The following is a 25,295-nucleotide window of genomic DNA, read 5'->3' as shown; positions in this document are numbered from 1 at the left end:
TCGCGTCATAATGAATCTGAGCAAAGATGAAACGGTTAGGACTCCGGTGGGTTTTATTGGCAGTTTCGGTCTTCGCCACGTCGATTCTGTGCCAGGCGTTGGGGCTGGGCTTTCAGGTCTTCGCGAAGGACGTCGGACAATGGATCGTGCTCATGATCGGAGTCGCTCTGCTAGCCTTTCTCAACGCGACGCTCGGAAAATTCCTGAAATTCATTACGCTTCCGCTGAGCTGCCTGACGCTGGGACTGTTCTCGCTCGTCGTGAACGCCGCCGTTCTCTACTTTGCCGCGAGCTTCAATTTAGGCTTTTCGATTAAGAATTCCGGAACGCAGGGTTTCCTTGCCGCATTCGTCGCGTCCTTGCTCATATCCTTGATTAACGGAGTATTGGGTGTCTTTTTGCCCGATGACAAAGAGTGACCCGGCGACACCGACTGCGTAACGCAATTGCCCCAACCAGAGGACTCGTCAAGGGAGTTCTCCTCAGCCTACTCGGCATCGTGTCGGTCGTCATCGGCGCGCTGATGGCGTTCAACACGCAGATTCAGGGGTCGATCCGGGTGCTCAACGACATGATGTCGTCGATCATCGAGGCAACTCTGGGACCGGACGCCACCGACGCGGTTATCCACTGGACCGGCGCAACCCTCTTCCTGCTCGGCATCGCCCTCATCGTGTTCGCCATCCGAGGCGTCTTCATCCACGTCGTTGAAACCCTCGACCCCGACCTCAAGGCGGGCCGCGTCGACCTTTTCCTCCAACGTCAACAACTGGCCCAAGGTCCGCGCATCGTCACCCTCGGCGGCGGCACCGGTCTTTCCACGCTCCTGCGCGGATGGAAGAAGCATTCATCGAACATCACCGCGATCGTGACGGTTACCGACGACGGCGGGTCGTCGGGACGCCTCATCCAGGAAAAAGGGATGATCCCGCCCGGCGACATTCGAAACTGCCTGGTCGCGCTGGCCGACGCCGAAAAGGCGATGACTGACCTTTTCCAACACCGCTTTATGGATAGCGGCGCACTCAGCGGGCACTCGCTTGGCAACCTGCTCATCGCCGCCCTCGTCGACCTCGCCCATGGCGACTTCGAGAAAGCCATTAACTACGCGTCCAAGGTTCTCGCTATCCGCGGGCAGGTGATGCCGTCCACGCTCGACCACGTCGGCTTGCGGGCCCTTCTCGACGACGGTGTCGAAATCTCCGGCGAAACCGCCATCGTCGAAGCCGGTCGCAAGATTCGCGAACTGAAGCTCGCGCCAGAAAACGTACACCCCTACCAACCGGCGCTCGACGCCATCGCCGACGCCGACCTCATCTGTATCGGCCCCGGGAGCGTCTACACGTCGGTGATCCCCAATCTACTGATCCCCGGCGTGGCCGAAGCGCTCAAGAGCAGCAAGGCCATCAAGGTCTATATCTGTAACGTGATGACCCAAAAGGGCGAAAGCGACACCTTCAGCGCCAGTGAGCACGTCGGCGCCATCATGCAGCAGGTGCGCGAGCGAGTATTCGACTACGTCCTCGTCAATACCGGCGTCCCGTCGGATGCCTCGTTGGAAAAGTACCGCGCGTTCGGCCAAATCTTCGTCGATCCCGACATCGACCGTATCAAAGCGATGGGCCTCCGAGTCATTCCCGGCAACTTCATGTCGGACACCGATTACGTCCGACATGATCCTGTCAAGGTCGTCAGCAAACTCATGACGATTCTCGGGCTCTAATCGAGCAAGACTTAAGTACCTAAATTTGGAAGAGTAATGAGTTAGCGTTAAGCTCCAAGCGAGTTCAAGATGCTATTTACGAGAACGTTCTCACCCTCAATCCTGGTCTCAGACATGTACAATTTGGTGGGCAGATTAGACAATCTGACGCAGTTTTCCGTTACAAATCCTGCGCCTAGCCAATTTCTCTAATTGGATTCGTAAAGAGTGGTTTTCGAGGTGCCGAGAATCAACCTGCCAGGCAAATATTTTGCCGGATGAGGGTATATGGCTTTTTTCGACAATCTGAAGCTTTCTAGAAAGTTTGGGCTCAGCTTCGGAATTCTTATCGTATTGATGGGCAATCTTGCTTCGGCGGGCTTTGCCGGTCTTTCCAACCTTTCGCATGACATCGACCGCATAAAGTTAGGCACGATCCCCGGCCTCACCGGGGCCGCCGGACTTCGTTCTTCGATTAAGGACGTCAACAATGCACTGGCGTTAACCGCTGCCACGTTCGACCGTGACAATATCTCTAAGAAGGTTGAAGCCTTTGATAATCTCGTTGCTCAGGAAGACAGCTTCATCGCAAAGTATGCCGAAAAGGTGAAGGAGCCGGAAGATCAAAAGAATTTCCAGGCGTTCAAAGAGGCATGGGCTAACTACGCACAAGCAGCGAAGGGTTTTGTGTCCAAAGTTGAAAGTGGCGTCGGCAACGATCAGCTTATGGCCTCCTATGTCAACGTCGATAAGGCCTTTCAGGCTCTGAAGGAATCATCCAACACCATCGTTGACTGGAACAAGAAGTATGGCAACGACGTAATGGATTCCTCGGCCAAGCAGGTGGCCAGTTCGCGCAAGTCCATGTGGATCGCTACCTTGTTCGCCATCGTGATCGGAATCGTCTGCTCTTGGAAGCTGACAAAGGCGATTACTGGTCCCGTCGCCGCGGTTGGCTCGCGGCTCGACTCTCTCGCCACACAATGCGTTCCCTGGCTTCGACAAGGCCTTGGCGCGCTCGCAGATGGCGACCTCACCCACCGAATTACGCCGGTCACTTCCCCGGTCGCCAACCCTTCGAAGGATGAAATCGGTCTGATGGCCCGGACATTCAATTCGATGCTGGAAGAGGTCAAGGCCGCCATTGCGGGATACAACCAAGCGACAGATAATCTTTGCCTTCTCGTCAGTCAGGTCGGAGCCAGCAGCCAGAATGTTGCCGACAACGCCAACAATGTCGCTTCTTCGGCAGAGCAGATCAGCGCCGGAGCCAATCAAATATCGGCCGGAAGCACTTCGCTCGCCACCAGCGCTACCGAAGCCGCCGCCATCGTCGAAGAGATGCAGGCTCAGGCCAACGAAGTTGGAGCCGGCAGCGAAAAGCAGGCTGCTGCGATTGAGCAGGCATCCGCCGCGCTCGCCGAAGCCGCCATCGGCATTCAAAAAGTTGACGAAGCCGCGAAAGGGATGACAACGTCGGCCCAAAAGGGCAATGAGTCGGTTAGCCAGACCGTCGAGGCCATGCAAGAACTCAAGGTTCAAATCGAAAAGGCTTCGAGTAAGGTCATGGAACTCGATGCGGCTGGAGAAAAGATTGGCGCCATTGTCGGAACGATCGACAGCATCGCCGCTCAGACCAATCTGCTAGCCCTCAACGCCGCCATCGAGGCTGCACGGGCTGGAGAACACGGCCGAGGCTTTGCCGTCGTCGCCGACGAAGTCCGCAAACTTGCCGAGCAGTCGAGCCTGGCGACCAAGGAGATCAGTCTTCTCATCCAAAATGTTCGCGAGAACGTCTTAGAGACCGTCGAGTCGATCACGACGACGGCAAGCAAGGCCGAAGACGGCGTCGAAAAGAGCTCGATCGCAGGTCAGGCTCTCGACGAGATTCTCGAAGCCGTAGAGCGAGTGGCCAGCTACGCCCAAGAGGTCGACGGGGTCACCAGCGAAGTCACGGTCGCCATGCAGAATGTAGCCGAATCCGCGCAGTACAACCTCACGTCGTCCAAAGAGATGCAGGTCGGCACAAACAAGGTATCCAAGGCGATCACCGAAGTGGCCTCTATTAGTGAAGAATCCGCGGCATGCGCCGAAGAGCTGAGCAGTGGCGTCCACGCCGTGACTGGCTCCGTCGGTGACCTCAGTCGGCTAGCAGACGACCTGCAGCGTCAAATCCGGAAATTCAAACTTAACAAGTCCTCCGAAGACAACGCCGTTGATTTGCCAATGGCAGCCTAACGGGAAACAAGAAAAAGCGATGGGGCCATTCGAAAGAGTGGCCCATTTTTTGCTAAGGCTCTGCAATTCGCGAAATCTGCAACAAAGACATCGAAAATCGGTGGGCAACTTGCCGATATAAGTACGGTGGAAAAAGATTTCCACGGGGTTTGGGGCCGAGTGAAGCGAAGTCACAGTCGGTCGATGGGACAAACGACGCATGAAAAAATTTGACAATTTGAAGCTCTCTCATAAATTTGCTGTTTCGTTCGGCATCATTCTTTGCTTGCTTTGCTTTCTTGGTTGGTCGGGTTACGCCGGTAACCGAAGGCTCGGAAAGCACATTCACACGATCAAGACTGACATCCTTCCTGGGCAAACCGCCGGTGTCGAACTCACCGCGTCTCCCAAGGACGACTTCATTGCCCTGACTCTCGCTACCATCTCCTATAACAAGGCGAATGCCAAAGCAGGATCGGATCAGTTCGAAGACGAGATGAAAGCCAAGCAAGAGGATATCGATGCCTTTGAGAAGACGGTCACCACTCAGGAGGCTCGCGATCTTTTCGAAGCGTACAAAAAGGATTGGGACAACTATGTTGTCGCGTGTAAGAAGTACTTGGCGGACCACAGCGCAGGTGCCTCAGAGGATCAGCTAACCAAAGACTTTCAGGCCGTTGTAACCGGCTATAACACCACGAACGAGCAGGCCGACAAAATCGTTGAGTACACGGCCACTCATGGCGATAAAGTCGTAGCCGAGTCCGAGGCGGACACAAACAGGACCGAAGCGAAAATGCTCTGGGCCTCCATTGTCGCCGTTGCCATCGGGCTTCTCTTCGCAATCAAACTCACGAAATCGATCACGGGACCGGTTGCGCAGGTCGCCGAAGGTCTTCGTTCGCTGGCCACCAAGTGTGTCCCCTGGTTGAACGATGGACTTTCCGCCTTGGCTCAAGGCGATCTCACTCGTCGCATCGTGCCGGTCAGCCAGGCCGTCCAGAATCCAACCAAGGACGAGATCGGCCAAATGGCGACGACGTTCAACGAAATGCTCGGACAGATCCAGGGCGCTATCGCCGGCTACAACCAAGCAACGGACGGCCTTTGCAACCTTGTCCGCGAAGTCGGAGCCAGCAGCTATAACGTGGCCGACAACGCCAATAACGTCGCGTCCTCGGCGGAGCAGATCAGCGCGGGCGCTAGCCAAATCTCGTCGGGAAGTACTTCGCTCGCCACCAGCGCGACCGAAGCCGCCGCCATCGTCGAAGAAATGCAGGCCCAAGCCAATGAAGTTGGCGCAGGAAGCGAAAAGCAAGCCGCCGCCATCGATCAGGCTTCTGCCGCTTTGGCTCAGGCCGCCGCTGGAATCCAGAAGGTCGACGAAGCCGCGAAAGAAATGACCAAGTCCGCCCAAAAGGGCAACGAGTCGGTCAGCCAGACCGTCGAAGCCATGCAGGAACTGAAGGTTCAAATCGAAAAGGCTTCGACCAAGGTCCAGGAGCTCGACGCCGCCGGAGAAAAGATCGGCGCCATCGTCGGAACCATCGATAGCATTGCCGCGCAGACCAATTTGTTGGCCCTCAACGCAGCGATCGAAGCCGCCCGAGCTGGCGAGCATGGACGAGGCTTTGCCGTCGTTGCGGATGAAGTCCGCAAACTCGCCGAGCAGTCGAGCCACGCAACCCAAGAAATCCGCCACCTCATCGAAAGCGTTCGTGAGAACGTAGTAGAGACCGTCGATTCGATCACGACGACCGCAAGTAAAGCCGAAGATGGGGTCGAGAAGAGCTCGGCCGCTGGTCAAGCCCTAGACGAAATTCTGGAAGCTGTCGTCCTTGTCGCCAACTATGCCCAAGAGGTCGAAGGAGTCACTGGCGAGGTCAAGCTGGCCATGAAGAACGTGGCCGAATCGGCGCAATACAACCTGACCTCATCTCGCGAGATGCAGGTCGGATCGCAAAAGGTTTCGCGTGCGATCACCGATGTCGCCTCGATCAGCGAGGAGTCTGCGGCCTGCGCCGAGGAACTGAGCAGTGGCGTCCATACAGTCACGGGATCGGTTGGCGATCTCAGCCGCTTGGCCGACGATTTGCAGCAGCAGATTCGCAAATTCAAGCTCCTTGAATCGACGAAAGAACACGCACAAGATTTGCCAAAGGCAGCCTAACGGGAAACAAAAGAAGAAGCGATAGGGCCACTCTCATGAGTGGCCCATTTTTTGTGTCCGGCCCCCGGGATCCTGCACCAATCGTACCAAAGTGAGGAATGTCATCGTTTATGTGGACTAAGCGTGAATTCCCAGCAACTTATCGAAATAGCGTGGAAGGAATCATCTCAGAGGCGGGACCTCATCTCACACCCGCCCAGCAAAGGAAGGAAAACAAAGATGAAGACTTTCGACAATCTCAAACTCTCTAAGAAGTTCGGGGTTTCTTTTGGGGCGATGTTGGGCCTGATGGGCATTCTAGGCGGAACGGCGTTCTATGGGTTCTCCCGACTAGCAGCCAATACTAACGTATTCAAAGTCGATATCGTGCCTGGTCAGGCCGCAGCCGCAGGTCTCGACAACTCAGTGATGGATATCTACGTGGCGCTCAACGTCGCAACAACAAACTACAATAGCGTCCATAAAGAGGAAGCGATCAGAAAATTCCGCGAGGCGATTGGGCGCGAAGACAAGATTCTCAAGGATTACGACGTCACAATTACGCTCCCTGACGATCGAAAGAATTTCGATGAATTCAAACAAAGGTACGACGTATTTTCCAAGGCAGCGACGAAATTTGTCGACCACGTGGAGGCTGGCACCCCGGAGGCTCAACTCAAGGATGAATACGCGACTCTCGAAGCCTCCTACCAAGATATCGACGCAATTTCATCCCAAATCGTGGACTGGAACCGTGATCACGGCTTTAGCCAAATCGCGCATGCCGAACATCGGTCCGATATCACGCTGAAGCAGATGGCCGGTGTGCTTCTATTTGCGATTGCAGTTGGTCTCTTCTTTGCCATCAAGATGACAAGGTTGATTACCGGATCGATCGCTCAAGTGGCCGAAGGGCTTCGTTCGCTGGCCACCAAATGCGTACCGTGGTTAAACGAAGGGCTTTCCTCGCTGGCCCAGGGAGACCTCACCAAGCGCATCACTCCCGTCAGCAAAGCCGTGGAGAACCCTTCGAAGGACGAAATCGGTCAGATGGCAACCGTGTTTAACGAAATGCTTGAGCAAGTGAAGGGGGCAATCTCCGGCTTCAACCAAGCCAACGACAATCTGAGCGATCTCATTTCCCAAGTCGACTCCAGCGTGCAAACCGTCTCCGGTAACAGCGACCACGTCGCCTCCTCTGCAACCGAGGTGAGCGCTGGCGCAACCCAAATTACGGCTGGAAGCGAATCGCTGGCTGTCAGCGCCACCGAAGCTGCCGCCATCGTTGAAGAGCTTCAGGCTCAGGTGAACGAAGTAAGCCAGAGTAGCGAGCAGCAGGCCGCCGCCGTGACCCAAGCATCCGGCGCTCTTGACGAAGCGGCTTTGGGAATCCAGAAGGTCGACGAGGCCGCAAAGGAAATGTCGCAATTTGCCTCGCAAGGCAATAGCGCCGTCGTGGACAGCGTTCAGGCGATGGAAAGCCTGAAGGAGCTGATCGAAGTTTCCTCATCCAAGGTTCTCGAACTCAATCAGGCGAGCGAAGAAATCGGCAACATCGTCAGCACGATCGAGAGCATTGCCGACCAGACCAATCTTCTGGCCCTTAACGCGGCTATTGAAGCCGCCCGAGCCGGGGAGCACGGACGCGGATTTGCCGTCGTCGCCGACGAAGTTCGAAAGCTGGCGGAGCAGTCGGGCCATGCCACGAAAGAAATCGCGACGATCATCCAGTCGGTGCGGCACATCGTTCAGGAAGCCGTCGAATCGATGTCGACGACCGCCGTCAACGCCAGCGATGGAGTTCGAAAGAGTGAAGCCGCCGGCCAAGCCCTCGCCAATATCCTTGAAGCTGTCGATCGTGTGGTCAGCTATGCCAAGGAGGTCGACTCTGTCACCAGTGAAGCCACGAAGGCCATGGCTAATGTCGCCCAATCGGCTCAATACAATCTCAGTTCCGCTAAAGAAATGGAAGTCGGCACCCATAAGGTCTCTCGCGCCATCGGCGAGGTCGCCTCGGTCAGCGAAGAGTCCGCTGCTTGTGCCGAAGAGCTGAGCCAAGGTATCGCGTCAGTGAGTCAGTCGGCTGGAGAACTCAACCTGATGGCTGCCGATCTCCGCGAACGCATCGGAAAATTCAAGGTCGTCTCCAACGATCGACCAAACCTCAAAGTCGCCTAAACAATTACCACACCAGAAGCCGGGCCAATAAAACGTTGGCCCGGTTTTTTTATAAGTTTCGTGAGACCGTTTACCGATCATCCTTACAGGGCATCCGCGATGCCCTTATTTTTTAGGCAACAAAATGAGATTGTGGAACAATTTGCGATTGTCCAAGAAGTTCGGACTTTCGTTTGGCATTACGCTTCTGCTCACCATCACGCTAGGATTTGCGGCACTTGACTCAATTCACCTGCTTGCGACGAAATTTCGGATATTTAAGATCGATGTCGTGCCCGGCCTCACCAAATCTGGCGAGATCGACGATGCGATGATGAAGTCCTATATCTACTTCAATCAAGCGATCGGGAAAGGAAGTACCGCCACCGCTTCCGCCAAGATCAAGGGATTCGAAGAAGCTCTCCGAGAGACGCAGGACTATGCCAAGGAATATGAAAGCACAATCACGACGAGGGAAGATCAAGACAAATACAACCACTTCCAAGAAGTGCATAAAGTCTTGGTCGTCGACGCCAACGCGTGCTTGGACAAGTTCAAGGCCGGAGCCAAAATGGCCGACCTCGAAGACGACCTTGCCAAGATTGATGCCGACTTTGCGAAGTGTGACGACGCGGCGGACAGTCTCTTCCATTACAACGCCGATCATGGCCATCAGATGGTGGCAATCTCCGAACGCATGTTTGGTCAAGTTGGCCAAATCGTTGGGATCGTTGTTTTCATCGCACTCTGCGTCTCCTGCTTGCTTGCCATTTTCCTGACCCGTGCCGTCACAAAGCCGATTGCCGAAGTCTCGAATAGGTTGGAGTCCGTTGCCGATAAGTGCGCTACATGGCTTGGCGAGGGCGCGCAAGCCCTTGCAAGAGGCGACCTGACCTATCGAGTGACACCAGTAACCACGCCCGTTAACTATTCGGCAAACGACGAACTCGGCGACATGGGCCGCAGTTTCAACAAGATGCTCTTGGGCATTCAGTCCGCCATCGGCTCGTTTAATCAAGCCAACGACAATCTCACTGGACTCATCGGCCAAGTCGGCGTGGGCAGCCAGACTGTTTCCGAAAATAGCGAGCATTTCGCCGCGACTGCCGAGCAAATCAGTGCGAGCGCGAGCCAAATCGCCGCTGGCAGTCAGTCCCTGGCAACCAGCGCAACCGAGGCCGCCGCAATCGTCGAGGAGCTCGAAGCCCAAGTCAACGAAGTCGGTCAAAGCAGCGAACAGCAGGCTGCCGCCGTCACCCTGGCATCCGGTGCGCTCGATGAAGCCGTGCTTGGCATTCAGAAGGTCGACGAAGCCGCGAAAGACATGGCGTCTTCAGCCAATAACGGCGGCAAAGCCGTCGGTCAGACCGTCGAGGCTATGGATAAACTCAAGGCTCAGATCGAACTCTCCGCTAGTAAAGTGATGGAGCTCAACTCGGCTGGCGAAAAAATAGGCGACATCGTCAATACGATTGATAGCATTGCCGCCCAGACAAATCTTCTTGCTCTCAATGCTGCCATCGAGGCGGCCCGAGCAGGTGAGCACGGACGCGGATTTGCCGTCGTCGCCGACGAGGTGCGGAAGCTGGCGGAACAGTCTGGCAGCGCGACGAAGGAGATCACGGCCATCATCGAAAGTGTCCGTGAGATCGTCAAGGAAACCGTCGATTCCATCACATCCACCGCCGCAAACGCCGAAGATGGCGTAGAGAAGACGGCGATTGCTGGTCAAGCGCTCGAAGACATCCTAGAGGCCGTCGAGCGAGTGGTCAACTACTCGCGAGAGGTCGAGCAAGTAACGGGCGAAGCAACCAGGGCGATGAAGAATGTCGCCGAGTCCGCCGCTTATAATTTGACGTCGTCCAACGAGATGCAGATAGGAACCCAAAAGGTGTCGAAAGCTATCACCGAAGTCGCTTCGATCAGCGAGGAGTCGGCCGCCTGTGCCGAAGAACTGAGCAGCGGAGTTCGCAACGTCAGCGCCTCGGCGGGCGAATTGAGCAACCTGGCGATCAGCCTGAAGCATCATGTCGATCAGTTCAAGGTGACGGTCGACGACGCTTCGACACAGGCTACATACCAAATGGCCGCCTAACGTGGCCCGCTGTCCGATAGGGCGCTCGTTCCTGAAGCCCTATCGGTACAGTACAATTTCTTTTGAATGAGTGGGAAGCTCGTGATTCTGAGTGGCCCAAGCGGGGTCGGGAAAGACACCGTCATCGACGCATGGCGGGCCGTCAATCCCCGCGTCCAGCGGGTCGTCGCCTACACCACTCGTGCCCCGAGGACCGGTGAAGTCGATGGCATCGACTACCACTTCGTCTCCATCGAAGACTTCCAAGAAATGGCCTCGCGCGGCGACTTCCTCGAATTCAAAGAGGTCCATGGCAACTGGTACGCCACGCCCCTCACTGACCTCGAAACGATGCTGGAGCTTGGCCGTATCGCCATCCTCAAAATCGACGTCCAAGGGGCACTCCACGCCATGACGCTACGCAAGGATGCCATCACCGTCTTCATCTTGCCGCCATCCATGGTCGAGCTAGAGGCACGCATTCGCGGACGAGGCACCGACGACGAAGCCGTGATCGAGAAGCGCCTGCAGAACGCCGCCGACGAACTCGCCGTCGCCCCCAAGTATCAGCATCGACTGGTCAACATGGACGTAGGAATGACGGTGGCCATGCTGGAGAGGATCGTAGAGTGAACGTTCTGCTGGGAGTAAGCGGCTCAATCGCCGCCTACCGCGCCGCCGATCTGGCGCGTGAGTTGATGCGGAGCGGGCACAGTGTGCGCGTTTGCCTCACCGACGCCGCCCAAAACTTCGTCAGCGCCGTCCTATTCGAGACTCTCACTGGTAACCCCTGCCTAACCGACGCTTTCCAAGAGCCGATTCCCGGTCGCATGGCCCACATCGACTGGGCCCGCCAAGCCGACATCGTCGTCATCGCCCCCGCCACAGCTAACACCATTAACAAGATCGCCCAGGGCATCGGCGACGACATGCTCACCACCCTCGCCCTCGTCTCGACCCGACCGATGGTCGTTGCCCCGGCGATGAACCCTCAGATGTACCTGAACGACACGGTACAGGCATCGTTGCAAACCTTACACGACCGAGGCATCCGCATTGTCGAACCCGCCGAGGGCGATGTCGCCTGCGGTGAACATGGCCAGGGCAAACTCGCCTCGATTGCCGGAATTGTTCAGGCTGTCCAGGAAACCTTAGCGACTTCCCAACTGCTCGCCGGGAAGCGGGTCCTGATCACCTCGGGCCCGACGCAGGAGCCCATCGATTCGGTGCGTTACCTTTCTAACCGATCGAGCGGCAAAATGGGGTCGGCGCTCGCCCGGGCCGCCCTCCAGATGGGAGCGACTGTCACTGTCGTCGCCGGACCACAGACCGAACCTCTCCCCCTTGGTGCCGATGTGCACCGAGTCACGACCGCCCTCGAAATGCACGCGCGAAGCCTCGACTTCGCCGCCGAAAGCGATTTCATCATCGGCGTGGCCGCAGTCGCCGACTATCGCGTCGCAGAACCGGTCGTCGGCAAGATCCGACGCGAATCTAGCGAGCTTCACCTCGAACTCGTTGCCAATCCCGACATCATCGCCGACCTAGCCAAAGCCGCGCCCAAAGCAGTTGTCGTCGGCTTTGCCGCCGAGCCGACCTCGGACGTTTCCGTCGCCCAAGCCAAGATCATGCGCAAGGGTTTGGCCGCCATCGCCGCCAACGATGTTTCCGATCCGGCCATCGGGTTCGGATCGGACCGCAATCGTCTTCAGTTGGTTTTTGCCGATGGTCAAGTGCTGGACAGTGGTCAACGGTCGAAATTCTCCTGTGCTTGGTGGCTTCTCGAAGCAATCGCGGCCCTTTCCGTGAACCAAACATAACCAAAAAAGCGTCTACATAGCATAGTGCAGACAGACGCACCGCCCATTTCGGAGCCGAAGCGTCGGCTTTCGCCGATGGCGATCATCATGATTGCCATCTTTGCGGTATGCGCCCTTTTTCTCCTTTTCCCGTCATCCAAGTCCGTTCGCGAGCGCAAAGCCCTCGAAGAGTTCCGGGCCGACTATAGCCCACTCTCGTCAGAACAACTCCAGATGTTGCGCCAAACAGATTTTTGCGTGAACGGCCGAGTATCCAAGATCGACCAAAACCGACAGTATTTTGTGCGGATTTTTGCCCCGAACCCCGCCGACGCCAGTTCGACCACCATCGTCAACGATCTGATGAGCCTCACCGGATTTGAGCCGGAGATGAATCCAACCCTTGCGCTCGCCTTCGCCCCGGCTAAGACATCGGCGGGATGGACTCTCTGGTCCGAAGTTTGGATTGCCACTTGCTTGCAAGGTAAGGCAACGGCGATGCTCCCCCAGTATGGCCAAAGACTGCTTTCGTCGGGTACCGCTGGCATAGCGTCAAAGGAACTGAAGAAAATGTGGGATGCAGTGCCGCCCAGTATTCAGATTCAAGCCGATGAGATTCTCGAAAGAAACCGCAAGTTGGCCGCTTCGATCGGCGTCCACAAATGCGCCTTCGTTGACGGGAACTTCGCCGCGTACAAACTCGACGACAGCACCTACTACTGGCAGTTTAGCAACGAATACACCAGCGCGTTTCCTAACCGCCGAGTTGCTGAATAAGCGACAGCGACGGGTTACCGCTGTTCATCAGGAACCACTGAATCTCGCCTGTCACGCGTTCCGGTTGTTCTTCCGGCACAAACTTCCCGGACTCGGCAAACTCAACCGTCGAAGCGTTGGGAAAGATTTCGAGCATTCGCTTGTAGTCTTCCTCGCCTAGCATTGGGTCCTTATGGCCCCACATCAGCAGAACCTTTTTCGCCTTCAAACTCGCCACCTTGGCACCCACCGAGTCGAACCAGGGGCCGCTCCGCTTCCAGCATTCGATCATCGTATACACGCCGATCCGATCGTCGTGATAGCCAAACGGCTTCAGATATTGCCGCTCGATGCTCCGAGGCATGCGGTGTCGGTCGGCAAACGCGGCCGGAAGCACAAACCCTGGCGCAGACTGGATCATGCGGTAGTAAAGCCGGTTGATCGGGTTCATCATCATCATGGCCAGCTTCATCGCGTAGAGATTCTTATCCAGATTCCACAGGTTCGAATTGAAAATGACAATATCGCGAACCACATCGGGATGGTCGGCCACCCAGTCCAGCGCGATCGGAACGCCAACGTCGTGTACCACGAGCGTGACATCGCGCAGAGCCATGTGCTCCATGAATTTGCCAAACCGCCGCGAGTGCCCCTCCGGTCGGTAGTCGGCGTCGCCCGGCTTTTCGCTGAGGCCGAATCCCAAATGGTCCAGGGCGACGCAACGGTAGCGGTCGCTCAACCCCTCAATCATCCGCCGAAAGAGGAACGACCACGTCATGTTGCCATGGACAAACAAAACGGTGCGCCCCTGGCCCTCGTCCACGTAGTTCATCCAACCTTCTCCAGAGTCGAATTCGCGAAGAGCGAACGGATACTCGGCTCGGTTTAGCCAGTAGCGGGGATCGTCCACTGTAACTCTATTCTACGAGAATTAATCGGCGAAATCGAACCAACCAGGGACTTTCAGAATACGTTCTGTCAGACCCCGAGGCAGAACAACGTCCTCCGAGAAAGATTCGCGTACTAAAGTTTTACTAATGGGTTTTTCCGCGGCGTAATGGGCAACCCAATCGGGGTCATAGATCGCACCTCGGGCGATCGCCAGAGCGTCGCACCCCAAATCGACCGCTTTCGCCACATCCTCTGCCGATTTGACCGATCCGACTCCCACCAGAGGCAAGCGCCCGGCGATCCGATCACTCAACTGTCGCAGGATTGGCTGGTCGCCGTGCCCATGCAGGCTCAGTTGGTCGTAGCTGCGGAGCGAAAGGTGCAGGAAGCTGAGTGGGAACCCGCATAAGCGGTCCACCAACTCAAATGTCCGCTCCAATCGGATACCCGGCGTCTCCGGCTCTTCGGGACTAAACCGATACCCAACTGGAAAATCGCCCACCGCGTCCAGAACCTGCCGCACAAGTTCGGTCGGGAAAAGGAAATCGTCTGCCCGCCATCTGTCGGTGCGCCGATTGCTGTGCGGACTCACGAACTGTTGGATCAGGTACGTGTTCGCACCGTGAATCTCGACCGCATCGTAGCCCGTCTCCTTGGCTCGAACCGCCGCCCGAGCGTAGTCGCCGAGTGTTCGCACGATTTCGGCATCCGTCATCTCTCGTGGGGTTGGCGCACCTTCCCGCTCGCTGGCGACCGCACTCGCCGAAAGGCATTCGCCACCCCCGAGTTCGGGCGGACACTGACGGCCACCGTGGTGAATCTGTAGAATTGCCTTCGAACCCTTCTCGTGAATCGCGTCCGCCACTCGTCGGAGCGAATCCAGCTTGTCGTCCGCGTCGCATCCCCACTGACCCGAGAACGCCTTGCCCGAGGGGTGCGCGTAGCAGGCCGCGGTCATCACGGCCGCAAATCCACCCTCGGCCCGCCGCGCCAGATACGGGATTTCGTCGTCGGCGATAATGCCGTCATCGCGGCTGGAATAGGTGGTCATCGGCGCAACGATGAACCCATTTTTAAGTTCAAGACTGCCTAGCCGAACCGGCGCAAGGAGGGGCTTCACGGCCTCAAGTTTACTTGAGGGTCAGCGCCTGAACGTTATCCTTCGGCGCGGTCCAGAACTCGGTACGATAATGCTTAATTTTGCGGATCAGCTCCGCTTCGGAGTCATGGAACGGGTCGGCCGCGTCGATAGCGCCCGCCGGACGATAGAGCCCCCAGTTGCCCACCGGACCGTCCGCACTGCACGCCTTCCATGTCCACATCGCCCACGACCATCCATGCTTGGTCAGGTCGCTCGTGAACTGCTTCAGACCGGTCGCACTGAACTGTGGTTCAAGCTGAAACTCGCCAATGTAGATCGGCGCATTGCGGTAGCCCTGAAGCTCCTTGATTTTCGGGATGTTCTTCTCGAGTTGGGCCACGTGGTCCTCAGGCTTCTTGGCGTCGAAATTGTAAAAGTGAAGCGAAAACGCGACGTTGGTCCACCCTGCTACGTTCGGATGCGGCGTCGTGTCGAAGCCTTTGTAGCCGTCGTCGACGAGCACGACCTTCTTGGGATCCACTTTTCGAATCGCGCGGATCACGCGGTCGTAGACGAGATGGAGCATTGCCGGGTTTGGCGCACCCATCGGCTCGTTCATGATGTCGTACACCGCCACGGTTGGATCGTCGCGAAAGGCCGTCGCCAGCCTCGTCCACTTTTGCTCCATCTCCGCGATGTTCTCCACGTCGAACCAGAGGCGGTTGCGGTTCTCCTTGCCTGTGTGATGCTCGTCGCTCTGCCCGCCCGGCGCGCCGTGCATGTCCAGCACCACATACAGCCCCGCCTTCTTCGCCATCGCAATTGCGCCCTTCAGCCGCTCCATCCCTCCCGGCTCGTCGATCAAGTCATGGAGAATCGGCAAACGAACGTGGTTGAGGCCCATCGCTTTCACGCGGTTAAAATCCTCTTGCGTGATCCAATTATCTCGCCACGCGTCGCGAATGTGGATCATCGCTTCATGCCCCAACCGCTTCTCGATAGTGGACCACAGCGAATCATGGTCGCGCACCGTTTCCGGCGCACTGGCACTTGCCTTGTTCTTCCAGGGCGTCATCCAAATTTCCTCGACAAACCAACTGCCGAAGTTCACGCCACGCAGAAGCACCTTCTTCCCGCTTGGATCGACGAGGCTCTCGCCGTCGGTGTGCAAAGGCACGAGGGATTGGAAAGCGAGGGCGGCGGCAGCGGTCAAAATCATCATCGAGGGACCTCGATTTCAGCTTATCACGGGGCCATTTGAATCGGAAAGATGATAACAGATGAAATCAAAACAAGGGCGTCGACTGCGTCGAAGGGCGACGCTGCGCGAGGGCACACACTCCGTGCTAGAGAAAGGGCATTGATTCCGCGTGCTAAGCTACGAACCCTCGGGAGGGGTGTCTTTGCGAAGCGACTTTGACAGTCCACGTATGATGCGAGCCAACTCCTCAAGTTCGTCTTGGAGTGCCTTGGTTTCCCCAAATTTAAGCCTGCGCGCCACTTCTAGTTGCGTTTGGAGTTCGCGGAGGGAGCCCATCGAAATATCAAGAAAGCGAGCGTAATCCTGTTTGGTTCCCCTTCCATAGCCTTCCGCGATATTTGAGGGAATCGAAAGGGCAGCTCGCCGCATCTGCGCACTCAAAACAAACTTCTCATCCGCTGGCAGAGTGGCGCAGAAATCATACACTTTGACAACCATCAACATCGACTTGTCCCAAGCCGTCAGATTGCGATAACTCATCCGGTTGAGTTTAACCAAATAAGTGAATAGATGCCCTTAGCCCTTCGACGAAGTCGACGCCCTAAGCGTAGCGTTGCCCTTGCACGCAGTGCATGCCCTAGCGAAGCGAGCCCTATGCCCTAACGTAGTGAGCCCTTGCACGAAGTGCACGCCCTCTGCCCAGAAAGCCTTACTTGCTCGACTTACCGGTGTCAAGGTTGACGAAGGTGCCCATGAGGGTCTTCTCCGCCGCGCCCTTATCGCCAGTCTGCAACGCACGCAGAGCCATCGTGACTTCTTGCGCTTCCGCCGTTCGGCCTTCGTTGACCAACAGCATTTGCGTCTTCTGAAGCTCTTGGATCGCGCCCATCTGGGTGATCGCGCCCGTCTTGAGGCCCATAACCGTCTTCTCGATCGCCTTGCTGGAAGCCACAATCGTCGCGGCTTGACCCACACGTGGGTTCACCGGTGCCGAGTAGCGGGCCGAATCGGACGAGAACTCCATCTCGAAGTCGAGGTCGAGCACCTTGTGCTCGCCGGTCAGCAGGTCCTCATACGAGAGCTTGCCGCCTAGGACTCGGTAGTGGCCGAGCGGGTGGTTGGGGAACTCCAGGTCGATGACCTGCTGAATGACGCTTCCGCGCTCCATGTCCGCCAACGGAATCGTGACTGAGCCGCCATCCGTCGCCTGTTGAGGCGCGCGCATCGAAACCCATCGAGCCAACTTCAGCTCAAGCGACATGTTTCGCGTGACGGTCGTCATGAGCTTTTCAAGCTCGGATCGGAAAATTTCTGGGATGAGCTGAGGCTGGGGAATGAAGTAGTAGTTACCGCCCGCCTTCTTGGCCATGCCCGCCAACAGCTCTTCGTTGTAGTCGGGACCGAAGCCCAAGAACGTGACCGAGATTCCTCGGCTGCGCAATTCGCCCGCGTGGTTCACCAGCGCGGTGTAGTCCTTGATGCCCGCCGTCGGGTCGCCGTCGGTCAAAACGATCATTCGCGTGGCGCGGTTCGACTCGATGAACTGCATAATCTGCTGCATGGCCAGCGAGATGCCATCGTACAAATTGGTGGTGTTTCCGGCTTGGAGTCGGCTGATTCCCGCCTTGACCATGTCCTTATTGGTCACCTGCTGGGGCGGCATCAGAACCTCGACCATCTCTTCGAAGGTGACAATGCTCAGAACGTCGGTCGGCGACAGAAGATCGACTACGTGCGAACACGCCTGTTTCACAAACTCAAGCGGCTGGCCCTCCATTGAACCGGATCGGTCGATGACAAGGCAGAGGTTCATCGGCGTGCGGCTTCCGCTCACGATTCCGCCGAACGTCTCCGATCCGCCACCGGCGCGAAGCTCCAGCAGAAATTGCTCACGAGCTGGACCGTTGGCCATCGTGACGGTTCGACCGGGCACGATTTCGACTTCCAAGGCGGTCATCGGCGCCATGACCGAGGTGCGACCCATGTCGGTCGGGGACATGGCCATGGTTGGCTGACCGCCACCTGCGACGGGTGCGCTGGTCATTACTGTTCGGTTGATGTCTACTCTTTGTGTCAGGTCCATGGTTCTGCCTTTAGGATTCTATGCGAAAACTTGTTGCGCCTACTTTTACAATATCGCCATTTTTTGCGGTTGCTGTAGCCACTCGTTGTCCATTAACGAAAGTTCCGTTCGTACTGCCGAGGTCGGTGACGTTCACTCCAGCGCCCGCAGGTTCAATTCGCGCATGCTTTCGGCTCGCGCTTGTGTCGAATCCCATCGGTACCATTTGTGACTCCCTCCCTAGTTCTAACGGCCCGCCGAGGGGGAAACGTTGCCCCATCAACGGCCCATCCATCGCAACCAGTGCGAATCCGCTTGTTTGGACTGCCATAGTCGGCTGAAAGTTCGGCTGAGATGCAACTGCGACCGTCGGATCGAAATTTTGTTGGGGTACCGCCATCGTTGGCTGCATCGGCGCTTGATTCATCATCGTCGGTTGCATAGCCGGATTCATCATAGTCGGCTGCATGGCGGGGTTCATCATCGTTGGCTGCATTGGCTGAACAGGTTGAACCGGACCGCCTGGTCCCATCATGGTTGGCTGCATGCCCGGCATGGGTTGCATAGCGGGTTGGCCTGGACCGCTGATTGGGAACGCCATGCCTCGATTTGGCTCCGGTCCCCGGTTGGGAACCTTCGCATTCTTCATCAAAAACCGTAGGTTGAAGCCGCCGATCTGGATCGCGTCGCCGGGGTTCAGCATCACTTGCTGGACTCGTTGGCCGTTAACGCCGGTTCCCATCTGCGACCCCTGGTCGATCAGAACATACGAGCCGCCCTGCTTTTGGATGACGGCGTGCTGAGGGGCAACGCTTTGGTCGCCGAAAAGCGGAATATCGGCCCGCTCGAATCGGCCGATGGTCATCACCGGCTTATCCAGCGCCCATTCCTTGCCCTCGTTGCGTCCAAGCTCTAGGCGAAGCCACGCCGAGCGGCTGAGCGCTTCGATGATGCCGATCATAAGGGCGATCGCGCCGCACATGATGATCGAGGTTAGAGCTCGGGGAATCGCGCCGACTTCGCCGACGCTACCCTGCTTCACGTGGTGAAGCGTCAGGTCGAGGCCGCTAGCAAACGCGCCAACGATATCGAACAGGCCACCCGCCACCGCGCCACCGATCAAGCCGCCGACCAGACCTTGGATACCGCGTCGAGGGACGAATGTTGCGATGCCGATACCACCGCCCAGACCAGCGCCGATGATGCCGATTGCGCCGATACGGCCAATGATCGTCAGCGGTCCCGCCCCGATGAGGGCGGTAAAGGGAGCCGCCAGGCTCCTGAAAATGATGATGCCCACCAGAGCAAAGAGGGCGCTCAGGCCGCATTCCTTTAAGGCGTGGGTTCGACTACCGCGCTGGTAGCCGCTCATGAAGCCGACGGTCGCGCCGAGGAAAATCGCCCAGAAGAACATGAGGGCGCTTTCGAAGTTGCCCCACGCTTCCGAGTACAGCGCTGGTTTGAACGGCTCGACGATCGCCCAAGCCGCGAGCCCGGCGATCATTCCCGCTATTGCCTTAAATAGAATGCTTCCCATTAGCCTTCAAATCGGTATTCGATTTTTCCAAATCGGACCGAGTCTCCTGGTCGAAGTGTTTGCGACCCGGAAACTTTGACGCCATTAACCCACGTTCCGTTCGTGCTTCCGTGATCATGCAGTTCGACACTTGTTCCCATTTTCAGCAGAGTTGCGTGTTTTCTAGAGACCGTATCGTCCGGGACGACCAAACCGTTGCCAAATTCTCGACCCACCACCGTCTCGCCTTCGGGCAGTTGGAACGCGCTTCCATCTCCTGCGATGAGCTTGGGAATACCCGTCACCGTCGGTGCGGCGGCCGGAGTCGCGCTCATCGGCACCGGCGCTACGGCCGGAGCCGACGACTGATCGAGAATGATCTGCTGAAGTGGTTGAGGCTTGATCGGAGCGACCGGGTTTGGATCGTTGGCCGGGTCTGTCGCCGGGTCGTACGGCTTCGGCACATCGGCCCCCAGCTTCGTCATTGTGTCCTTCACGCGATCCGGATTCTTCTTCATGAAGAGGACGATCCAATAGCCAACGCCCGCGACGACGGCAAACCCGATAAGGGTCATGAAGAGATTGCCGAGCATTCCGTTGCCGGTGTCGACCTTCTCGTCGCCTTTCTTATCGCCTGAATCTTTGCCTTTTTCCTTCGACGAGCCCGTATCTGACGCAGGCGTATTACCCGCCGGAGCGGTGCCAGCCGCGACCGCGTCCCCGTCGGGAACCGCGACTTTTAGCGTCGCGTCCTTATCGCCGCCGACAGTGAACGACTGCTTGACCGGGTCCTTTGCTTGGCCGTTCGCCTTGTACGTCACGGCGACCTTCACCTCGCCAGCCTTCACAAACATGAACGAGGCGGTGCCGTTGGTGGATGGGTCGACCAGGTCGGTTCGCTCATCCGCCGCGTCAGCCAACATGACGGACGCCGCTGCGATTGGCCCCTTCGGCGTGGAGACCTCGACCTTCACCTTATAGAGGTCCTTGAAGTCGTCCTTGGTCATCGTCCAGTTGTTATCCTTGATCTCGGCAAGGGTCTTGGACGCGAGCTTGTTGGCGGCGGTATCGACGACGAAAATGCGATCAGTCTTATTCGTTGTATCGAGTGCGAAATTGATCTTTGCCACCTTGAAGGTGATCGACTTGGGCGGGTCGGAGGTGGGCCAATTCGCGGATTCGAACACGATATGTTCGGAGCTATCTGGAAAAGTGATGGTCACTTCTTGGGCCGCAAAAGCGCTCGCGGATAAAACTAGGAGCAGAAGGGCTGGTAATTTTCGTAGCACTCTGAGGACATTCTAGCCTGAATTGCCGAAATTCGGTGGGATTCTTTAACGTTCCATACAAGCGGAGACGATTCTGGACCGGGCGAATGGCAGGGCCTTGGCAACGTCCGATGCTCGATAGCCAACCTGCCCAATCTCCTCGGCGCAGATGTCCGCCGCCGCTCCATGCCAGAACATGCCGCACCCCGCCGCGTAGTAGCCGGGCAAATCCTGCGCCATCAGGGTTCCGATGATGCCACTCAAAACGTCACCCATTCCCGCGCTCGCCAGCCCCGGATTGCCGGTGCAATTAACCAGCAATGGCTGGTTTGGCTCACCGACGATGCTATACGGACCCTTCAGGAGTACGCACTGCTTCATGTCCTCAACCGCTGTGCGAACCGTTCGGAATCGGTCGCATTGAATCTCAGCCACGCTGGAGTGGAGGAGTCGGCTCATTTCGCCGGGGTGCGGCGTGAGCACGCAGTCCGTCATCGGGAGTTGAACTCCGGCCGCCACGCAGTTAAGGGCGTCGGCATCGACCACGCAGGGAATCGCCCATTGGCAGAACAACTCCTGCAAAAATTCCATCACCGGCTCCTCGGTGCTCAGACCGGGGCCAACAACGGTCGAAACAAACTTATGCTCAAGCTCGATGAGGGTGCGGATCGCGGTCGGGCTGATCACGCCGTCGATCTCGGGCAGAGGCAGGAGCAATGCTTCGGGGACATGAGCGGCGACCGCGTCGCAAACGCTTGGCACCGAGGCAACGGTCACCAATCCGGCTCCGGCGGACAACGCCGACATCGCCGCCAGCGACGCCGCGCCACGCATCCATTTGCTTCCCGCAATGATGAGCACGTGACCGTTGTCGCCCTTGTGGCTGGACTTCAGTCTCTCAGGCAGAAGGCTCGCAACCCATTCGCCGTCGAGGACGCGCGCCTCGGACGGTTCGGTCAGCAAGACCTGCGGAAATCCGATCTCAGAAACCGACCAGAACCCCGCGTGCTCCAGGCCGATTCCTTGGAAAAGATACGGCTTGGCCATGCCAAAGGTGATCGTCCTCAGCGCCCATACGCTCTCACCCAGTTCCTCGCCAGTGTCGCAACAGATGCCGCTGGGAACGTCGACGGAGATGACGGGTACGCCGCTTCGATTGATCGCCTGGATGCACTCGCGCACCGAGCCGTGAACCTCTTTCTTCGCGCCGATGCCGAGAATAGCGTCGATGATCACGTCCTTCGCCCCGATTTGGTCGAGCTTCTTGCTCCAACAGTGGCTACTCGGGAAAATGGGTTCGATTCCGGCGTTGACTGCGGCGTCGAGTTGATGGCGGCAAAGCGGAGCGAGGCACTCTTCCATCCCGGTCATCATCACGTCGACTCGGTAGCCGTGCTGGTGGGCGATCCTCGCCACGACGAGCCCATCGCCGCCGTTATGCCCCTTTCCGGCGAAAACCATCACACGGCCGCCAGGGGGAACGAGTTCGCGAAGAGCGTCAAAGACGGCAAGCCCGGCACGCTCCATCAGGACGGAGGCGCAGATTCCGAACTCACACTCCGTTTTCTGCTCAAGAATCCGGGTCTTATCGACGTTTGCAATCCACATCCGGGGTATTTGACTCTACGCTGATTCTTTTTGTCTTGTCGCTCTTTGTACTTCAACAAACGCGATTTGTCCACCGCAATCACGATGAAAATAGCGTTTTCGCTGGGGAAGTCGCCTTTTTCGGTCGAAGGTGTAGCCGCAACGCTTACAACGATACACCACCTTCTGATGCGATTGGTTCCGCACCACCTCGTAATGATGATGAACCTTGGGTTCTAAACCCAAATCGACCATGGCTTGACGCCAGTGTTTGCCATGCCCGGCCCCACGTCGGCCATGACGTGCGAAGGCCAGCAGGTGCGCGTACTCGTGCAGAAGCGTCTCGCGCACATGATCTGGATCCTTCAGCACGATGCTGGAAAGACTGATAAGCCCTTGCTGATAGTGCGCCATACCCGCCGTGACGCTGTACCGACGCCATTCCAGCATCGGCGTATAGGGAAGAGGAAATTTTGACTGCGCCTCGTCCAAGGCTTGGTCGGCGGCGGTTTGAATTGTCTCATCGACCTTCGGTCGAGTGCGCCTTACGGGCTTGCTCGGCCGAAGCTTCGAAAAGAGCGTCATGCTGTCTAGTGAAGACCGCCGAGAGATTGGAAGATATTCGAGTTGCCGAAGTCGGAACTGATGCTAAACCACTTGCGCTTGTTGTACTTTTCGCAAATAGCCTTCACCTTGTCGTCCGTTTCCGAGCCGAACTTGTCGATGTCGCCCGAGGTGTGCTGCATACCGTACAGCTTTTTCAGCGCGGCGTTGACGTCGTCCTTCGATTGAGCGATGGCGTCGTTGATGTCGGTGATCATCGCCCCGGTCTCGTCGAGCGCGTGGCCGTACGAGTTGGCGATAGTCTGGCACTCGGCTGGAGGCGGGTAGCTATCGAAATCGACGCGCAGATCGGACCAGGCCTTCTTGGTTCCGACGTTCGACTCGGCGATCTTGTCCGCCGCCGGAGTCGGATCCGGTGCGTCCGGGTCTCCAGTCGCAAGCGACTTCAAGCTGTCGAGGTCGGTGCCGAACTGAGCCGACTGAGCCATGACCATCAAATCAGAAAGGCCCTGGCGGGCTAGTTTGCCGCGTTGTTTTTCGATGCGCTCCAGGTGCTGAAGCCATCGCAAAACGTCGTCCGGCATTTCGGTCGGAACTTTGGCGGTCTGACCGAGGACTGGCGCTTCCTTGCCCGTTACCTGCAGCATCGGGCCCGAGGTTGCGCCTTGCTTGGCAAGAACCTTCGACGGGTCATTGGTTGCGCTCTTGGCGAGAAGTTTGGTTGCGACGAATCCGAAGGCAATGAGCATCAGGGCCGCAACACCCGCAATGATCCAACCAACTTTAAGCTTCTTTTTGGCCGGAGCAGGCATGACCGCACTGGCTGCGGATTGGGCCTGGAAATAACCGGCGGGGGCAGCAGCCATGGATGCCTTGCGCATCTGCTCCCTCACAGGAACTTGTTGCTTTTGGGCGGGAGACTGCTGGAACAAGCGCAGGTCATTGCCGCAATTCGGGCAAAACTGGGCCCCATCGGGAGCCATTCCGCGACAGCGTGGGCACTTCATCTTGTCTCCTAGTACATATTACGCGAATTCGCCTCTGACGAATCCCGCACACTGTTATTTCTATCGGCATAATCTGGTGCGGTGCTTCTAATTTTCGATCTGGATGGAACTGTAATTGATTCGCGCTCCTGTATTGTCAAGGCGACTCAGGCGGCATTTCGGTTCCATGAACTTGAAGAACCCGAAGAAAATGAGGTTGCAGGGGCGATGGGGATTCCGCTCGAAGTCTCTTTTCCTCGCTGGTCCGGCCAGAAAGATGCCGCCGATTTGATCGCAACTTACCGCCGCCTTTATGCCGAAATGGCGGGTTCAGAGCTGACGGTCTTCGGTGGTATGCGAGAGGCATTGTCTGTTTTGGGAACGCGGCACACCCTGACCATCGCCACCAGCAAAAAGCGCTCCGTCGCCGACCACAACCTCGAATTGATGAACTTGCGGGACCTGTTTGCCATGGTCCTTGGCTCCGACGATGTGTCCAACTACAAACCGCACCCCGAGTCGATCCATCGTGTACGAGAAGCCTTCCCATTCGGTCCATCCGAGTCGGTGATGATCGGCGATGCCAGAGCCGACATCGACATGGGGCATGCCGCCGGAGTCCAGACGTGCGCGGCCATCTGGGGCGCCCACGATGCGGATGAGTTGGTCGCAACGCGGCCAACGATGACGGCCAATCATCCGAGCGATTTAGTTGGTCTGTTCGCTATGGGATGATCTCTTCGTCCAACTCGAAGTTGCAGATGCTTCCGACCGATTCCCACGGCCCACGCACGCTTCCCCATCCGAATCGGGGAATGTGGTCGTCGGGACCCACCGGATTCTCGTCCATCTGAGAGTTCATGACCGCGATGCGGCTTCCCCATTCGATCTTGGCGGCAAAGGCAGAGCGGAACTCGGGGTCATTCGGCAAGCCGACCTCGTCGGCGCTATCGAACAGGAGCTCCACCCAGCGACGGCGCTGTTGTTCGGTCAGGTGGCGGCCCAAGTGCTTGCCCACCATTTCGCGCAAAGCCTCGTTTTCCGACCGGTCGCCCGAGTACGGCGTCCCGCCCCCGAAGCACTGAGCCATGAACGCGGCGACATGTTTGGGATGCTCGTGGTCCATTTCTTCAAAGATTGGGGCCAAGATCGCATCCTTTCCCACCTTTTCGTAAAAGGCGGTCGTCAGCTTTTCGAAAGATTCAAGCCCACCAGCGTAATCGGCAGGGCTCGGAATAGTGGACTCGCTCATATGGACGATTCTACGCGGGCATCTTGGCTGCTA

At 57.4% G+C, this 25,295-nt stretch carries 21 protein-coding genes; 10 read left to right on the top strand and 11 right to left on the bottom strand.

Going from position 1 to position 25,295, the window contains the following annotated elements; all coding sequences use genetic code 11:
• The first annotated feature begins 26 nt into the window (after nt 1-26).
• The 9 genes from GC165_01410 (at nt 27) to GC165_01370 (ending at nt 12,875) form a co-directional block, all read left to right on the top strand.
• Nucleotides 27-419, top strand: a complete 393-nt coding sequence (locus GC165_01410) for a hypothetical protein (GenBank protein ID MBI1331516.1) — start codon at nt 27-29, stop codon at nt 417-419.
• Nucleotides 416-1,723, top strand: coding sequence for a uridine diphosphate-N-acetylglucosamine-binding protein YvcK (gene yvcK, locus GC165_01405; GenBank protein MBI1331515.1), 1,308 nt, complete (start codon nt 416-418; stop codon nt 1,721-1,723). The genes GC165_01410 and yvcK overlap by 4 nt, the downstream gene beginning before the upstream one ends.
• A gap of 267 nt (nt 1,724-1,990) precedes the next feature.
• The gene (locus tag GC165_01400; protein ID MBI1331514.1) at nt 1,991-3,940 is read left to right on the top strand and encodes a HAMP domain-containing protein; all 1,950 of its coding nucleotides are present in this window, start codon (nt 1,991-1,993) and stop codon (nt 3,938-3,940) included.
• Between the two features lie 199 nt (nt 3,941-4,139).
• On the top strand, nt 4,140-6,089 hold the full coding sequence (locus GC165_01395) for a HAMP domain-containing protein (protein ID MBI1331513.1): 1,950 nt from the start codon (nt 4,140-4,142) through the stop codon (nt 6,087-6,089).
• Nucleotides 6,090-6,308: 219 nt separating this feature from the next.
• The gene (locus GC165_01390; GenBank protein ID MBI1331512.1) at nt 6,309-8,246 is read left to right on the top strand and encodes a HAMP domain-containing protein; all 1,938 of its coding nucleotides are present in this window, start codon (nt 6,309-6,311) and stop codon (nt 8,244-8,246) included.
• A 124-nt stretch (nt 8,247-8,370) separates the two neighbouring features.
• Nucleotides 8,371-10,320, top strand: coding sequence for a HAMP domain-containing protein (locus tag GC165_01385; GenBank protein ID MBI1331511.1), 1,950 nt, complete (start codon nt 8,371-8,373; stop codon nt 10,318-10,320).
• A 66-nt stretch (nt 10,321-10,386) separates the two neighbouring features.
• Nucleotides 10,387-10,932 carry a guanylate kinase gene (locus tag GC165_01380; protein ID MBI1331510.1) on the top strand — a complete coding sequence of 182 codons (546 nt, stop codon included), beginning with the start codon at nt 10,387-10,389 and terminating at the stop codon, nt 10,930-10,932.
• Nucleotides 10,929-12,119 (top strand): bifunctional phosphopantothenoylcysteine decarboxylase/phosphopantothenate--cysteine ligase CoaBC, encoded by a 1,191-nt coding sequence (gene coaBC / locus GC165_01375; GenBank protein MBI1331509.1) that lies wholly within the window; start codon nt 10,929-10,931, stop codon nt 12,117-12,119. The genes GC165_01380 and coaBC overlap by 4 nt, the downstream gene beginning before the upstream one ends.
• Nucleotides 12,120-12,143: 24 nt before the next feature.
• The gene (locus GC165_01370; GenBank protein MBI1331508.1) at nt 12,144-12,875 is read left to right on the top strand and encodes a hypothetical protein; all 732 of its coding nucleotides are present in this window, start codon (nt 12,144-12,146) and stop codon (nt 12,873-12,875) included.
• Here GC165_01370 and GC165_01365 read toward each other — a convergent pair.
• The 10 genes from GC165_01365 to GC165_01320 form a co-directional block, all read right to left on the bottom strand.
• A complete protein-coding gene (locus GC165_01365; protein MBI1331507.1) occupies nt 12,853-13,764 on the bottom strand; it encodes an alpha/beta fold hydrolase in 912 nt (303 codons plus the stop codon). The genes GC165_01370 and GC165_01365 overlap by 23 nt on opposite strands.
• Nucleotides 13,765-13,785: 21 nt before the next feature.
• The gene (locus GC165_01360; GenBank protein MBI1331506.1) at nt 13,786-14,865 is read right to left on the bottom strand and encodes an NADH-dependent flavin oxidoreductase; all 1,080 of its coding nucleotides are present in this window, start codon (nt 14,863-14,865) and stop codon (nt 13,786-13,788) included.
• 10 nt (nt 14,866-14,875) lie between these two features.
• A complete protein-coding gene (locus GC165_01355) occupies nt 14,876-16,048 on the bottom strand; it encodes a cellulase family glycosylhydrolase (GenBank protein ID MBI1331505.1) in 1,173 nt (390 codons plus the stop codon).
• A gap of 156 nt (nt 16,049-16,204) precedes the next feature.
• Nucleotides 16,205-16,567 carry a four helix bundle protein gene (locus tag GC165_01350; protein ID MBI1331504.1) on the bottom strand — a complete coding sequence of 121 codons (363 nt, stop codon included), beginning with the start codon at nt 16,565-16,567 and terminating at the stop codon, nt 16,205-16,207.
• Between the two features lie 169 nt (nt 16,568-16,736).
• Nucleotides 16,737-18,110 (bottom strand): VWA domain-containing protein, encoded by a 1,374-nt coding sequence (locus tag GC165_01345; GenBank protein MBI1331503.1) that lies wholly within the window; start codon nt 18,108-18,110, stop codon nt 16,737-16,739.
• Between the two features lie 10 nt (nt 18,111-18,120).
• Nucleotides 18,121-19,626 (bottom strand): FHA domain-containing protein, encoded by a 1,506-nt coding sequence (locus tag GC165_01340; protein MBI1331502.1) that lies wholly within the window; start codon nt 19,624-19,626, stop codon nt 18,121-18,123.
• Nucleotides 19,626-20,894, bottom strand: coding sequence for an FHA domain-containing protein (locus GC165_01335; GenBank protein ID MBI1331501.1), 1,269 nt, complete (start codon nt 20,892-20,894; stop codon nt 19,626-19,628). The genes GC165_01340 and GC165_01335 overlap by 1 nt, the downstream gene beginning before the upstream one ends.
• A gap of 45 nt (nt 20,895-20,939) precedes the next feature.
• On the bottom strand, nt 20,940-22,481 hold the full coding sequence (locus GC165_01330; protein MBI1331500.1) for an NAD(P)H-hydrate dehydratase: 1,542 nt from the start codon (nt 22,479-22,481) through the stop codon (nt 20,940-20,942).
• A 15-nt stretch (nt 22,482-22,496) separates the two neighbouring features.
• Nucleotides 22,497-23,045 (bottom strand): hypothetical protein, encoded by a 549-nt coding sequence (locus GC165_01325; protein MBI1331499.1) that lies wholly within the window; start codon nt 23,043-23,045, stop codon nt 22,497-22,499.
• 5 nt (nt 23,046-23,050) lie between these two features.
• Entirely contained in the window at nt 23,051-23,905 is an 855-nt protein-coding gene (locus tag GC165_01320) for a hypothetical protein (protein MBI1331498.1), read from the bottom strand.
• A 207-nt stretch (nt 23,906-24,112) separates the two neighbouring features.
• Between GC165_01320 and GC165_01315 the strand changes: the two genes are divergently transcribed.
• Entirely contained in the window at nt 24,113-24,745 is a 633-nt protein-coding gene (locus GC165_01315; GenBank protein MBI1331497.1) for an HAD-IA family hydrolase, read from the top strand.
• Here GC165_01315 and GC165_01310 read toward each other — a convergent pair.
• Nucleotides 24,735-25,262 (bottom strand): globin, encoded by a 528-nt coding sequence (locus GC165_01310; GenBank protein MBI1331496.1) that lies wholly within the window; start codon nt 25,260-25,262, stop codon nt 24,735-24,737. The two genes, GC165_01315 and GC165_01310, sit on opposite strands and share 11 nt — an antisense overlap.
• Nucleotides 25,263-25,295: the final 33 nt, after the last annotated feature.

The organism is Armatimonadota bacterium (assembly GCA_016125185.1).
GTDB lineage: Bacteria > Armatimonadota > Fimbriimonadia > Fimbriimonadales > Fimbriimonadaceae > Fimbriimonas.
This window is presented reverse-complemented; position numbering and strand designations above follow the sequence as displayed.

Bases quoted from the DNA above. Each gene is read 5' to 3' on its own strand.
- GC165_01410 (MBI1331516.1), top strand. From the start codon at position 27: ATGAAACGGTTAGGACTCCGGTGGGTTTTATTGGCAGTTTCGGTCTTC.
- GC165_01400 (MBI1331514.1), top strand. From the start codon at position 1,991: ATGGCTTTTTTCGACAATCTGAAGCTTTCTAGAAAGTTTGGGCTCAGC.
- GC165_01395 (MBI1331513.1), top strand. From the start codon at position 4,140: ATGAAAAAATTTGACAATTTGAAGCTCTCTCATAAATTTGCTGTTTCG.
- GC165_01390 (MBI1331512.1), top strand. From the start codon at position 6,309: ATGAAGACTTTCGACAATCTCAAACTCTCTAAGAAGTTCGGGGTTTCT.
- GC165_01385 (MBI1331511.1), top strand. From the start codon at position 8,371: ATGAGATTGTGGAACAATTTGCGATTGTCCAAGAAGTTCGGACTTTCG.
- GC165_01380 (MBI1331510.1), top strand. From the start codon at position 10,387: ATGAGTGGGAAGCTCGTGATTCTGAGTGGCCCAAGCGGGGTCGGGAAA.
- GC165_01355 (MBI1331505.1), bottom strand. From the start codon at position 16,048: ATGATGATTTTGACCGCTGCCGCCGCCCTCGCTTTCCAATCCCTCGTG.
- GC165_01350 (MBI1331504.1), bottom strand. From the start codon at position 16,567: ATGAGTTATCGCAATCTGACGGCTTGGGACAAGTCGATGTTGATGGTT.
- GC165_01345 (MBI1331503.1), bottom strand. From the start codon at position 18,110: ATGGACCTGACACAAAGAGTAGACATCAACCGAACAGTAATGACCAGC.
- GC165_01340 (MBI1331502.1), bottom strand. From the start codon at position 19,626: ATGGGAAGCATTCTATTTAAGGCAATAGCGGGAATGATCGCCGGGCTC.
- GC165_01330 (MBI1331500.1), bottom strand. From the start codon at position 22,481: ATGTGGATTGCAAACGTCGATAAGACCCGGATTCTTGAGCAGAAAACG.
- GC165_01325 (MBI1331499.1), bottom strand. From the start codon at position 23,045: ATGACGCTCTTTTCGAAGCTTCGGCCGAGCAAGCCCGTAAGGCGCACT.
- GC165_01320 (MBI1331498.1), bottom strand. From the start codon at position 23,905: ATGCGCAAGGCATCCATGGCTGCTGCCCCCGCCGGTTATTTCCAGGCC.
- GC165_01310 (MBI1331496.1), bottom strand. From the start codon at position 25,262: ATGAGCGAGTCCACTATTCCGAGCCCTGCCGATTACGCTGGTGGGCTT.